Below are 13,044 nucleotides of genomic sequence, written 5' to 3'. Positions count from 1 at the left end.
CCTATCGCATCCGGCGCCGGGCCCCTCTCATCCGCCGTGGACCAGGCTCAGGGCCCGGGCGCCAGGGGCGCAGCTCTCGCGGAGGGCGGCCAGTTCGGCGGGCGGCAGGGTCGCGGCGGCCGTGCCCCGGCGGTCGCCGTCGAGCAGGGCGCGTCCGGCCGCCAGCCACTCCGGGAGGGGTTCCACCCCGAGGTGGTGGGCCAGCCGGGTGAGCTCACGCTCGGGCGCGTCGAGGAGGCCCTCGTACGACAGGGACATCCGGATCGCGGCGGGGAGCCGCGACAGATGCCCCAGCCCCTCGACGATCGTGCTCGACCACAGCTCACCGAACTCGGCCACGGGCACGGACCGTTCGTACAGCGGACGCAGATCGGCCTCGTCGTCGCTGAGCAGCGCCGCGAGACCGGCCGGAAGGTCCTCGGTGCTCGTGGCGCGCTCCGTCATCAGCTGGATCAGCCGGAATCCGGGGTGGCGGCTCATGGAGAGCGCGCAGTCGGCGCCGTCCCGGTGGAGGTGGACGAACCGGGCCTCGGGGAAGACCTCCCTCAGCCGGGGCACCGAGCGCAGCGAATAGCCGGACCGCTCCACGACGGCCCGTCGGCCGTACCGCTCCCCCAGCAGGCCGAACAGCGCCCGGTAGTGATCGGCCACCGGCGCCGCGGGCCGCCGGGACAGCTCCGGCTCCAGCGCGTCGAACAGCGCGTCGGGGTCGTCGGTGAGGTGGGGCAGCGTCATCATGCACACCGCCGGAATGCCACCGCCCGCCACCGAGAACCGCCCCTTGACATGCGGATACCGGTACTCGGGCAGCGGGATGCCGTCGCGGATGACCCGGTTGGCGAACGACCGCGGAGTGGCGAGGATCCGCCAGAACTCCGCCCCGGTCAGCGGCGCCTCGGGCAGCGCGTCCGGCTCCAGCGAGGCGATCAGCTCGCTCACGCTCAGCAGATCCGGATGCAGCCGCAGGATGCGCGACAGAGCGGTCGAACCGCATCGTCCGGTCCCCACGACGAAGGTCAGCGGCCGTACGGTCACCCCGGGTGCCCCTTTCCGTCTCCGACGACTACCGGCCTCCCTACCCATCGCCGCCCCCGCGCACCCCCGGCCACTATCGTCACTCGTGGGGTCCCTCGTCACCGGTGGTCTCCGCGAGCGCTCTTGAGGTCGGCTCGGCGTGACCGTACGTTCCACCGGACGGCCACCGCAGGACACACCCCCCACACCGCGGGGTCCGACACTTGAGGCCGTCACCGCACCTTCAAGACCTTGGAGGAGCCATGCCCGCACCTGTGTTCAGCCGCCGTCACGGTATGCGCGCCGCGGCCGCGGCGGCCGTCGCGCTTCCGCTCGCCTCCCAGCCGCAGAACGTGGCCGCGGCCGCCCCGGTCGCCTCGATCGCCCCCGCCGACGGTCCCCGGCTGGCCGTCATGACGTTCAATCTGCGCTACGCCGGCGACGCCGAGCCCAACTCCTGGGGGCAGCGCCGCCCCGTCATGCGGGAGCTGCTGCTTCGGGCCCGGCCCCATCTGCTGGGCACCCAGGAGGGACTGTACGGCCAGCTGCGCGACATCGCCCACGACCTCGGACAGCGCTACTCGTGGATCGGCACCGGCCGGATGGGGGGCAGCCGGGACGAGTTCATGGCCGTCTTCTACGACACCGGGCGGCTCGAACCCCTGGAGTACGACCACTTCTGGCTGTCCGGCACCCCGAATGTGATCGGCTCCAACACCTGGGGCGGGGCCGTGGTCCGGATGGTCACCTGGGTGCGCTTCCACGACCGGCACACCGGCGAGGAGTTCTACGCCCTCAACACCCATCTGGACCACCGCAGCCAGAACGCCCGTGAGCACTCCGCCGCGCTGATCACCGAGCGGCTCGGCGGTCTGGACTCCGCGCTCCCCCGCATCGTGACCGGTGACTTCAATGTGGCGGCCCACGGCAACCCGGTCTACGACGCCATGCTGGGCGGCGGCACGCTGGTGGACACCTGGGACACCGCCGAGCGGCGCGGCCCGCTGTACGGAACGTTCCACGGCTTTGGCCCGCTGGTCCCGGACGGCGACCGGATCGACTGGATCCTGACCTCACCCGGTGTGCGCACCCGCCACGCCGTCATCGACACCTACGCGCGGGACGGGCAGTTCCCCAGCGACCATCTGCCGGTGCGGACGGTCCTGGAGCTGTGACGCGGGGCTCCCTCAGCGGCCGGCCCCGGCGGCCGGGTCTCAGCGGCCGGGCGCCGCCGCGGAGAGCGCCCGCAGCCGCAGCAGGGTGGCCACGGCCAGCAGGGCCACACAGCCGGTGAAGATCAGCCCGGCGGACCGCAGCCCGACCGCGACCGTGAGCGCGCCCACGCCGATCACCGGAATCGAGATCGCCAGATACATCAGCACGAAGAGCGCGGAGGTGACCTCGGCACGGTGATCGGCCGGGCTGCGCTCCGTCACCACCCGTACGGCCGCGTGGAACGACAGCCCCTGCCCCGTCCCGGCGATGACGGCACCCAGCACCAGCAGCGCCAGTGACGCGGTCGCCAGCGAGACGGCGATGGCCGCCATACCGGCCACCAGCACCGCACATCCCCCGGGCAGCGAACGTCTCGGGCCCAGCCGCCGCCCCAGCGCCTGCCCGGCGATCGAGGCGGCGAACACCGAGAACGCCACGGCACCGGCGACCGCGAGATTGCTCTCCCCCTCCACCTCGCTCAGGAACGTGGGCGACACCGAGGTGAACAGGCCCAGCGTGGCGAAGCCCGCGAACCCCGCCATGGCCGCGGCCGCGAACGTCGAGCGCATCTCCTTGGGCACCCGCAGCCGCTGCGGCCTCAGCGGCGGGCGGCTCCGCTTCCGTACGGTCTCCGGGAGGGCGAGCACCACGGCGGCGCCCACCGCCACCAGCGCCAGGTCCACCACGAAGACCAGTTTCAGCGGGGCCGGGGCGTACTGCGCCAGCACCCCGGCCAGCAACGGGCCGAGGCCGAGCCCGCCCAGGTTGGCCCCGGTCGCGAGAAGGGTGGCGCCACGGCGCCGGTGCTCGGGCGCCAGCTCGATGACGGTCACGGTGGCGGTGCCGGTGGCCAGACCGGCGGACAGCCCCGACAGGGTGCGGCCCGCGAACAGCTCCGGCAGTCCCTGGGCGAGGAGGAAGCACACCGCGCTCAGCCCCGACAGCACCAGCGCGGCCAGCATGACGGGCCGTCGCCCGATGAAGTCGGACACACTTCCGAGCAGCAGCAGCGCGGCGATGACCCCCGCCGCGTACACGGCGAAGATCACCGTGACCATGAACGAGGAGAAGGAGAACTCCCGCTGGTAGAGCGAGTAGAGCGGGGTGGGCAGCGTCGTACCGCACATCGTGACCACGAAGGCGTAGGCGGCCGCGAGGAACGGCCATCCCCTCTCCCCGTCGTCCACATCACTGCGGCGGCTATCCATACGACCCGATTCCACCACAGACCACCTGTCCGTCAAACGCGGTGGCGCGCCGCCCCCTGCCTGGCGCGTTACGTGCGGTAGCGGGCCATCCCGTCATTCGGCCCTCATCACATGCGGCAGGATGGCACCTTACGCCGGAGCCGTACACATGTACGCCCGGCACCGCCCGTAGAACCCAGGCACGAGCAGGTGACAAGGTGATCCCACAGAACTCCAGACCGGAGGCCGCACCGACGACGGCAGGCCGCGCGGCCGCTTCTGACGCGCTTTCCGGCATAGCGGAGGGTGGCCGATGAACCGGGCTCTCACCTTGCACGATGTCATCGTCGTCGGAGCGGCCCTGGTCTGCGGCGCCGCCGGTGGTGTGCTGTTGCGCATGGCGCTGCGCTGGCTCGGTGAGCGGGCCCGCTCCACCCGGTGGAGCGGTGACGACATCATCGTCGACACGCTGCGCACCCTGGCCCCGTGGGCGTCGATGGCCGCCGGAGTCGCCGCCGCGGCCGCCGCGCTGCCGCTGAACCGCACGGTCGGCCATGACGTCAATCAGACGCTGGTGGCCGTGCTGATCCTGGTCACCACGGTCACGGCGGCGCGGGTGGTGGCCGACCTGGTGCGCTCACTGGCGCTGTCCCGCTCCGGGGTGGCGGGAACGGCCAGCATCTTCGTCAACATCACCCGGATCGCCGTCCTGGCGATGGGTGTGCTGATCCTGCTGGAGACGCTGGGCGTCTCGATCGCTCCCCTGCTCACCGCCCTGGGCGTGGGTGGTCTGGCGGTCGCCCTGGCCCTGCAGGACACGCTGGCCAACCTCTTCGCGGGGGTGCACATCCTGGCCTCCAAGACGGTGCAGCCCGGCCACTACATCCGGCTCAGCAGCGGGGAGGAGGGGTACGTGGTCGACATCAACTGGCGCAACACGGCGGTGCGGCAGCTGTCGGACAACCTCGTCATCATCCCGAACGCCAAGCTGGGCAACACCATCATGACCAACTTTCACCAGCCCGAGCAGCAGATGTCGGTCATGGTCCAGGCGCGGGTCGGCTACGGAAGCGATCTGGACCACGTCGAGCGGGTGACCATCGAGGTCGCCGGGAAGGTGATGTCCGGGGTCGAGGGCGGGGTCGTCGACCATGAGACGAGTGTGCGCTTCCACACCTTCGGAGAGTCCGGCATCGACTTCTCGGTGTTTCTGCGGGCCCTGGAGTTCAGCGACCAGTACCTCATCAAGCATGAGTTCATGAAAGAGCTGCACCGCCGGTTCCGCGCCGAGGGCATCGAGATCCCGCTGCCCACGCGGACGCTCGTCCTGCCCGACCAGGACCGGGCGCCGCTGCCGGGCCGGCCCGCGATCTGACGCGGTCAGCCGTCAGCCGTCAGCCGTCAGCCGTCAGCCGTCAGCCGTCAGCCGTCAGCCGTCAAGGCAGCAACCGCCGCTCGGTGGCCACCGCCACCGCCCCGGCGCGGGTCTCGACCCCCAATTTCCCGTAGATCCGTCCCAGATGCGTCTTGACCGTGGCCTCGCTGATGAACAGGGCCCGGGCGATCTCCCGGTTGCCCAGGCCGCGGGCCAACTGCCGGAGGATGTCGCGCTCCCGCTCGGACAGCCCGGGGCGCGGGCTGCGCATCCGGGCCAGCACCCGGTCGGCGACCGGGGCCGACAGCGCGGTACGGCCGGAGGCGGCGTTCCGGATCGCCGCGAACAGTTCCTCCGGCCGCTCGGCCTTGAGCAGATAGCCGGTGGCCCCGGCCTCGATGGCACGGGTGATGTCGGCGTCCGTGTCGAACATGGTGAGCACCAGGACACGGGGTGCGGGCGGGTCGCCGGAGACCAGCCGCCGGGTGGCGGTCACCCCGTCCATCCCCTCCCCGAGCTGCAGATCCATCAGCACCACATCGGGCCGGAGCCGGGCGGCCATGGCGAGGGCCTCCTCGCCACTGCCCGCCTCCCCGACCACCTCGATGCCGTCGGTGCTGGCCAGCAGCGCCCGCAGCCCGGCCCGTACCACCGCGTGGTCGTCGCAGAGCAGCAGCCGGATGGCGGCCTCGGACGACGGGGACGAGGTCAGGCTCTGGCTCATGGCGTGGTCTCCACGGGACGGTCGGGGACGGGGGCGGGAAGGGGTTCGACGGGGATCGCGGCCGAGACGACGGTCCCCTCGCCCGGTGCGGACTCGACGGTGAGCGTGCCGCCCAGCTGCCGTACCCGGGCCCGCATGGCAGGGAGCCCGTGTCCGCGCGACCGGTCCGCGCCGGGGGCCGGGACGGTGCCGGTGTCGAAGCCGCGGCCGTCATCGGCGATGTCCAGACAGACCTGGTCGCCCAGGCAGGTCAGGGTGAGCGCGGCCCGACTCGCCCCGGCGTGCTCCCGCACATTGGCCAGCGCGCCCTGGGCGATGCGCAGCAGCGCCGCCTCCACCCGCTCGGGCAGCGGGCCGAGCGGTCCGTCGAGCCGGAAGTCCACCGCCGGTCCGGCACCGCTCTCCCGCTCGGCGAGCGCGCCGAGCGCCTGGGCCAGGGAGCGCTCGGCGAGGTCGGCCGGGGCCAGGTCCTGGACGAACCGGCGGGCCTCGGCGAGGCTGCGGGACGCGATCTCCGCGGCGTTCCGCATATGTCCCCGGGCCGCCTCCGGGTCCGTCTCCCAGGTGCGATCGGCGGCCTGGAGCAGCATCCGCTGGCTGGACAGGCCCTGGGCGAGGGTGTCGTGGATCTCCGAGGACAGCCGCTGGCGCTCGGCCAGGATCCCCGCCCGCCGCTCGGTCGCGGCCAGGTCGCGGCGGGTGCGGACCAGGTCGTCGATCAGCACCCGCTGCCGGGCCGACTGGCGCCGCAGATGGATGAGGACGGCGGCGGCCACAGCGGCGATGGCGGGCGGCGCGATCAGCGCGTTGGGGTCGAAGCCGTCGTGCATGAACCGCAGTTTGGAGGCGACGACCAGCGCGGTGAGCACGGCGGCCAGGGGCACCGCGAACCGGGTGGGCAGGGTGTGCAGACCGGTGAAGAACAGCGGCATGGCACACCATGCGGCGCTCGGCGCGAGGACCAGCAGCGCGACCCACGCGGCGAGTACCGCGGTCAGCCAGGCCAGATAGCGGCCGGAGGGCCGGCCGCCGGGGCTCGGCGCGGGCGCCGGCCACCGGCCGGGCAGATAGAGCGCGCCGAAGGCCACGAAGAGGGCGATGACCCAGCCGTTGGGCGCGCTGCCGGTGTCCCGGACCAGATAGCGGACCAGCGAGGACCCCAGCAGCAGGAAGAACGCGATGTGCAGGACCGCCGTCAGCCACCGCTCGTCCGGATCGTCCGGCCCGTCGGACCCGGACCGCCCCGACCACGCCGACCACGGCACCGACCACGCCCCCGGCCACGGCGCCCGCCCGGACCGCCCGACCGCCCTGACCGCCGACCGCACCCCGGCCCCCTCCTCCGCTCTTCGGTTCACTCCCTCAGCCACAGTCCTAACGCGCCGGACCGGGCGCCGCATCATCCGATCGGTTGATACGGCGATCACCCGGAACGCCTCCTGACCGGGGCCGCTCCGCCGATCCCCGCCGCGGCCACGGCGCCGAGGCTGGTACCGACCACGACGACGCGGGAACACATGGACCGCCAGGCCGCCGCGTCCCCACCACCAGCACGAAAGAGTCCCCATGCCCGCCAAGAACCTCAGCGTCAACCGCTCCGCCCTCGGCCACCGGGTCTCCTACGCACTGCGCCATCCGCAGCGCGTACCGCGCCATCTGGTCCGCGCCACCCGGGACGCCTGGCTGCGCTACCGCTACCCGGACCACGTCGCGTACTACCGCGCGGTGATGCGGTCGGACACCCGCACCAGTCCGGAGGTGGCGGTCGGCAGCCGCAGCCATGAGCGGTGGCTGGCGCTGGGCGCGATGCAGTTCGACTATCTCCTCGGCCACGGTCTGCGCCCGGAGCACCGGATGCTGGAGATCGGCTGCGGCAATCTGCGGGCGGGCTGGCGGTTCATCAGCCATCTGGAGCCGGGCCACTACTACGGCATCGACATCTCGCCCGACATCCTGGCGGCCGCGCAGGACACGCTGGTGCGCCAGGGGCTCCAGAGCCGCCTGCCCACCCTCACCCCGGTCCGCGATCTGACGTTGCGGTTCCTGCCCGACGCCCACTTCGACGTGGTGCACGCGCACAGTGTGTTCTCGCACTCGCCACTTCCGGTCATTGAGGAGTGCCTCGCCCACGTCGGCCGCGTCATGGCGCCGGGCGGCTGGTTCGACTTCACCTTCGACCGCACCGAGGGCGTGGAACACCAGGTGCTGCGGGAGGACTTCTACTACCGCACCGAGACGCTCATCGCCCTGGCGGAGAAACACGGTCTGGCCGCGCGCTTCATGGCGGACTGGGAGGAGCTGCCGCACGGCCAGTCGAAGATCCGCGTCACCCACCGCGAGGGCGGACGGACGTCCTGACCCGACGGGCGGTCAAGCCCGGTGGTCGGCCTCGGAACACCGAGGCGGATCCGGTGCTCCCCCGGAGACAGGCCGACTATTCGAAGACGCATTTCCCGAGGCATATGTTGCCTTCGAAGCCTGTGACACACTTCATATCGCCCTACACAGGACAAAATCGTTGCTAGTGAGTGCCGTAGACTTTTAGTACGTACTGTTGCGTGGTGGATAGACGAATACATGGAGCACCAAGAGGTCACTCATGCAGCCCTTCGTACTGAAGCACGCAATCCCCGCCGAGCGGTCGTCGGTCAGTGTTCCCTACGCCTATAACGCCGCCCTGCAGTTGAATGTCCTCTCCGACGGCCGTCCGGCCATCGCCGACCGAGCGGTGCTGCTGGCGACCGGCACGACCACGTCCACAGCCGGCTCCAAGACGCACTTCGACGACTGACCTGTCCATACGTCGATGACGGTACTCATCCTGACCTGTCGCCAGGATGTCACGGCCGACTTGGTGGTGGCGGAGCTGCGCGAACAAGGCGTCCCTCTGGTGCGTTTCGATCCGGCCGACCTTCCGGATCAGGCCGCGCTGTCGGTCGAATTCGACCGTGGAGACTTCACGGGATTTCTGTCGACCGAGGGACGCCTCGTCAGCATCCACGGCGTGCGGTCCATCTGGGTGCGCAGGCCGGGGCGGCCGGCGGCGCACGCGGCGAATCCGTCGGAGTGGCTGACGGCCGAGTGCGGACAGGCCCTGTACGGGATGCTCTACGCGACAACGGCACGCTGGATGAACCATCCCGCGGCCGCCGAACCGGCCCGCCACAAACCCTTCCAGTTGCGGGTCGCCCAGCACAGCGGTTTCGCCGTGCCCTCGACTCTTGTCACCACCTATCCGCGTGCGGCGCGCGATTTCGCCGTCCAGTACTCGGACATCGTGGTGAAATCCGCCTCCGGTCCGCCGTCCGTCGATCCGCCGGTCGCGCTGCCCACCACCCGTATCGGACCGGACACGGATTTCTCCGATGTCGCGGCCGGGGCGACCCTTCTTCAGCGCTACATTCCCAAAGCGGCGGACATCCGGCTGATCTGCGTCGGCAGCCAGTTATTCGCCGCGCGCAAGACCGCCGCCTCGGGCCAGGTGGACGGGCGCTATGGCTGTCATGGACACCGCTGGGAAGCCGTGGACGTGCCCGCCAGAATCGTGCGCTCGGTGCATGAGTACATGACGCTCACCGGTCTTGCCTACGGGGCCTTCGACTTCGCCGAGGACGCCGAGGGCGTGTGGTGGTTCCTGGAGTGCAACCAGGGCGGCCAATTCGGCTTCGTCGAGCTCGAGACCGGTCAGCCCATCGCGGCGGCGGTCGCGTCCTGGCTGGCGGCCCCCAGCGCCGCCCCGCGCTGAGGGCCGGGCCCCGGGCATCCGGCTCCCGTGGCCACACATGGTGACGGCCGGTGACGCGGAGGCAGCGCCCGCGGCCCGTCGCGGGCGGCGCGGGCGCCGGGGGCGCCCTGGTGGGCCGGGCGCTGCGCCGGACCGGTCCGTCGGTCGTATGGTGAAGTGAGAGTCCGCGCCACCCAAGGGTGCCCAGCCCCTCCCCCCAGCGCGGGAGGTTCCGATGACCGTCGCCGAGAGCATCCGCCACCCGACGGACGCGTCCCGCTATGTGCCGATCGCCGAGCACGGACTGATCGGCGATCTGCGCACCGCCGCGCTCGTGGACACGCGCGGCACCATCGACTGGTACTGCCCGGTCCGGTTCGACGCCCCCAGTGTGTTCGCGTCGATCCTCGACGCCGACCGCGGCGGCTCCTTCCGGATCACGCCCGAGGTGCCCGCCCGGACGAAGCAGTTCTACTTCCCGGACACCAACATCCTCATCACCCGCTTCTTCGCGGACGACGGGGTCGCCGAGGTCCAGGACTTCATGCCGATCGTGGACGACTCGCGCGAGGCGGACCGGCACCGGCTGATCCGCCGGGTGCTGTGCGTCCGCGGATCGCTGCCCTTCACCGCGCGGTTGGCGCCCCGGTTCGACTACGGCCGGCAGTCGCACACGGTGCGCACCGAGAAGGGGCTCACGATCTTCGAGTCCCCGGAGCTGGCGCTGGCACTGACCTCCGGCGTCACCGTGGAGATCGACGGGCCCGATGCGGTGTCCACGTTCAAGCTGGTCGAGGGCGAGGCCGCGGTGTTCGCGCTGGACCGGATCGGCGGTACGGTGCGGCCGCGGCACTGTCCGCAGGCGGAGGCGGAGGAGCTGTTCGACGCCACCGTCCGCTACTGGCGCCGCTGGCTCGCGCAGTCCCGCTACCGCGGGCGGTGGCGGGAGATGGTGCACCGCTCGGCGCTCACCCTCAAGCTGCTCACCTACGCGCCGACCGGCGCCATCGTGGCGGCCCCGACGACCAGCCTGCCCGAGCAGATCGGCGGCGAGCGCAACTGGGACTACCGCTATCTGTGGGTCCGCGATGCCGCGTTCTGCATCTACGCACTGCTGAGGCTGGGCTTCACCCAGGAGGCCGAGGCGTTCGTGCGCTTCCTGTCCGAGGGCATCGCCCTGGGGGACGGCCCCGGCGGCCCGCTGCAGATCATGTACGGCATCGACGGCCGCAGCGAGATCCCCGAGCAGCTGCTCCCCCATCTGGAGGGGCATCTGGGCTCGTCCCCGGTCCGGGTCGGCAACGCGGCGGTCCACCAGCTCCAGCTGGACATCTACGGGGCGCTGGTGGACTCCCTCTACCTCTACGACAAGTGGGGGCAGCCGCTGTCCAGCGACCACTGGGACGCCGTGTGCAAGCTGGTCGGCTGGGTGTGCGACAACTGGGACCGGCCCGATATGAGCGTCTGGGAGACCCGCGCCGGTCCGCAGCGCTTCCTGTACTCGCAGCTGATGTGCTGGGTCGCGATCGAGCGGGCGATGCGCATCGCCCGCCACCGCGGACTGCCCGCGGACATGTCCCGCTGGTCGACGGCGCGTGATGACATCTACCGCCGGATCATGCGCTGCGGCTGGTCGCCGCGGCGGCACGCCTTCGTGCAGCGCGAGGGCGAGGAGGTGCTCGACGCCTCGCTGCTGATGATGCCGCTGTCGAAGTTCATCTCCCCGACCGACCCCAAGTGGCTGTCCACCCTGGACGCGCTGGGCGAGGAGCTGGTGTCCGATTCGCTGGTGTACCGCTACGACCCCACGGTGAGCCCGGACGGGCTGCGTGGTGAGGAGGGCACCTTCTCGATCTGCTCGTTCTGGTACGTCGAGGCGCTGTCCCGGGCCGGCCGGGTGGACGAGGCGCGGCTGGCCTTCGAGAAGATGCTGACGTACGCCAACCATGTCGGGCTGTACGCCGAGGAGATCGGCCGCACCGGTGAGCAGATCGGCAACTTCCCGCAGGCGTTCACCCATCTCGCGCTCATCAGCGCCGCGTTCAACCTGGATCGGGCCCTGGGCTGACGGCGCGGGCACGCCCGCGGCGGAGTCACCGGCCACCGACGGGGTCCTCGGCCAGCACCCGGGCCATGGTGCGCTCGGCCAGGGCGGTGATGGTGACGAACGGATTGACGCCGATGGAGCCCGGGATGAGGGATCCGTCGGTCACGTAGAGCCCGTCGTACCCGGTCACCCGGCCGTACGCGTCGGTGGCCCGGCCCAGGACGCAGCCGCCCAGCGGGTGGTAGCAGAAGTCGTCGGCGAAGGCCCGGGTGTCGCCGAAGAGGTCATAGCGGTAGATCGTGACGTTGGCGGAGTTGACGCGGTCGAAGAGCGCCTTGGCCGCGGCCACGGAGGGCGCGCTCTGGGCGCGGGTCCAGTTGAGTACGGTGGTGTCCTTCGCCGCGTCATAGGTGAAGGTGGCGCGCTCGGGGTTCCGGGTGATGGCGAGGTAGAGGCTGACCCAGGTCTCGATGCCGGCCGGCAGCGGGGCGATCTCGGCGAAGACCGGGTTGGTGGCGTTGGACCAGTCGTCGATCGCCATCACCGGGATGGTGGACTGCTGGGCGCCGGTCGGGTTCCACACGTGGTTGGCGCGGCCGAGCATGACATTGCCGTTGCCGCCCCAGCCTCTGCCGACCTCCGCGCTCAGCTCGGGGAGGGCGCCGGTCTCGCGGGCGCGCAGCAGGAGTTCGGTGGTGCCGAGGCTGCCCGCGCCGAGGAAGAGCGACCCGCAGGTGATCTCGTCGGTGGCGACGACGGTGCCGGTGGTGTCGACGCGGTCCACGGTGAGGACATAGGTGCCGTCCGGTGCCCGCCGCAGGGCGCGGGCGCGGCTCAGCGTGTGCAGGGTGACCTGGCCGGTGCCGAGCGCGGCGGCGAGATAGGTCTTGTCGAGGCTGCGCTTGCCGAAGTTGTTGCCGTAGATGACCTCTTGGGCGAGCGCGGACTTGGTCGCCGTTCCCTCGGCCTCGCGCCGCATGTAGTCGAAGTCGTAGACGTTGGGCACGAAGACGGTCTTCAGGCCCGCCTTGGCGGCCTGGGCGCGGGCGACCCGGGCGTAGGTGTACCACTCCGTGGCCTCGAACCACGCGGACGGCACGGTGGTGGCGCCGAGCATCCGGTTGGCCAGCGGGAAGTAGGTGTCGTACATCGGGTCCGCGGCCACCTGCGGCAGCATCTGCTGGAAGTACGAGCGCGGCGGGGTGACCGCGATACCGCCGTTGACCAGCGAGCCGCCGCCGACCCCGCGGCCCACGTAGACGGACATGCCGGGGTAGCGGACGCGGTCCAGGACGCCGGGGTAGGGGGTGATGTCCTTGTTGATGACGTCCAGCCACAGGAAGGTGGACAGGGGTGCCTCGGTCCTCCTCTTGAACCACATGGAACGCTGGTCGGGGGCGGTCATCGAGCAGTGGACCCGGCCGTCGGGGCCCGGGGTGTCCCATAACCGCCCCATCTCCACGACGAGGGTCCTTATGCCCGCCTCGCCGAGCCGGAGCGCGGCCACGGCCCCGCCGTAGCCGGAGCCGATGACGACGGCGGGGAAGTGGTCGGCGCTCTCGGCGGCGGCCGCCGGGGTGAGGCCGATGCGGGTGAGTCCGAGGGCCGCCGCGCTCTGCAGGGCGGCCAGACCGAGAATGTGACGACGCGTCAGGTTTCCTGTCATGGCGGCATGATGGGCGGAATCGCCGGAACTCGCCATGGCGTGACGCAAGGTCTTTTTCGGCCCCGCAGCCATGCGCAAGTTCTCGTTATTTA

General features: G+C 71.3%; 11 protein-coding genes. 6 read left to right on the top strand and 5 right to left on the bottom strand.

Features of this window, described 5'->3' with window-relative positions; genetic code table 11:
- Positions 1 to 27: 27 nt before the first annotated feature.
- Positions 28 to 1,035, bottom strand: coding sequence for a sulfotransferase (locus ACZ6TD_RS43600; RefSeq protein ID WP_471347170.1), 1,008 nt, complete (start codon positions 1,033 to 1,035; stop codon positions 28 to 30).
- A 242-nt stretch (positions 1,036 to 1,277) separates the two neighbouring features.
- Here ACZ6TD_RS43600 and ACZ6TD_RS43595 point away from each other — a divergent pair, with 242 nt between their 5' ends.
- Complete coding sequence (locus tag ACZ6TD_RS43595; RefSeq protein ID WP_471347168.1) at positions 1,278 to 2,189, top strand: endonuclease/exonuclease/phosphatase family protein; 912 nt, start codon at positions 1,278 to 1,280, stop codon at positions 2,187 to 2,189.
- A gap of 39 nt (positions 2,190 to 2,228) precedes the next feature.
- Here the strand turns inward: ACZ6TD_RS43595 and ACZ6TD_RS43590 are convergent, their stop codons facing one another.
- Positions 2,229 to 3,437 (bottom strand): MFS transporter, encoded by a 1,209-nt coding sequence (locus ACZ6TD_RS43590; RefSeq protein WP_471347167.1) that lies wholly within the window; start codon positions 3,435 to 3,437, stop codon positions 2,229 to 2,231.
- Between the two features lie 292 nt (positions 3,438 to 3,729).
- Here ACZ6TD_RS43590 and ACZ6TD_RS43585 point away from each other — a divergent pair, with 292 nt between their 5' ends.
- A complete protein-coding gene (locus tag ACZ6TD_RS43585) occupies positions 3,730 to 4,791 on the top strand; it encodes a mechanosensitive ion channel family protein (RefSeq protein WP_137976320.1) in 1,062 nt (353 codons plus the stop codon).
- A gap of 61 nt (positions 4,792 to 4,852) precedes the next feature.
- Here ACZ6TD_RS43585 and ACZ6TD_RS43580 read toward each other — a convergent pair whose 3' ends face one another.
- Positions 4,853 to 5,515: a response regulator gene (locus tag ACZ6TD_RS43580; protein WP_471347164.1), complete on the bottom strand. Its 663-nt coding sequence runs from the start codon at positions 5,513 to 5,515 to the stop codon at positions 4,853 to 4,855.
- Positions 5,512 to 6,780 carry a sensor histidine kinase gene (locus ACZ6TD_RS43575; RefSeq protein ID WP_471358580.1) on the bottom strand — a complete coding sequence of 423 codons (1,269 nt, stop codon included), beginning with the start codon at positions 6,778 to 6,780 and terminating at the stop codon, positions 5,512 to 5,514. The genes ACZ6TD_RS43580 and ACZ6TD_RS43575 overlap by 4 nt, the downstream gene beginning before the upstream one ends.
- A gap of 301 nt (positions 6,781 to 7,081) precedes the next feature.
- Here ACZ6TD_RS43575 and ACZ6TD_RS43570 point away from each other — a divergent pair, with 301 nt between their 5' ends.
- The 4 genes from ACZ6TD_RS43570 (at position 7,082) to ACZ6TD_RS43555 (ending at position 11,307) form a co-directional block, all read left to right on the top strand.
- Complete coding sequence (locus tag ACZ6TD_RS43570; protein ID WP_471347162.1) at positions 7,082 to 7,873, top strand: class I SAM-dependent methyltransferase; 792 nt, start codon at positions 7,082 to 7,084, stop codon at positions 7,871 to 7,873.
- 241 nt (positions 7,874 to 8,114) lie between these two features.
- On the top strand, positions 8,115 to 8,306 hold the full coding sequence (gene tgmA, locus ACZ6TD_RS43565; RefSeq protein ID WP_037962403.1) for a putative ATP-grasp-modified RiPP: 192 nt from the start codon (positions 8,115 to 8,117) through the stop codon (positions 8,304 to 8,306).
- A 15-nt stretch (positions 8,307 to 8,321) separates the two neighbouring features.
- The gene (gene tgmB / locus ACZ6TD_RS43560; protein WP_471347160.1) at positions 8,322 to 9,260 is read left to right on the top strand and encodes an ATP-grasp ribosomal peptide maturase; all 939 of its coding nucleotides are present in this window, start codon (positions 8,322 to 8,324) and stop codon (positions 9,258 to 9,260) included.
- 214 nt (positions 9,261 to 9,474) lie between these two features.
- Positions 9,475 to 11,307, top strand: a complete 1,833-nt coding sequence (locus tag ACZ6TD_RS43555; protein WP_471347158.1) for a glycoside hydrolase family 15 protein — start codon at positions 9,475 to 9,477, stop codon at positions 11,305 to 11,307.
- Positions 11,308 to 11,332: 25 nt separating this feature from the next.
- Here the strand turns inward: ACZ6TD_RS43555 and ACZ6TD_RS43550 are convergent, their stop codons facing one another.
- Positions 11,333 to 12,952: a GMC oxidoreductase gene (locus ACZ6TD_RS43550; protein ID WP_471347156.1), complete on the bottom strand. Its 1,620-nt coding sequence runs from the start codon at positions 12,950 to 12,952 to the stop codon at positions 11,333 to 11,335.
- Positions 12,953 to 13,044 lie beyond the last annotated feature (92 nt).

Source organism: Streptomyces yongxingensis (genome assembly GCF_055597465.1).
This window is presented reverse-complemented; position numbering and strand designations above follow the sequence as displayed.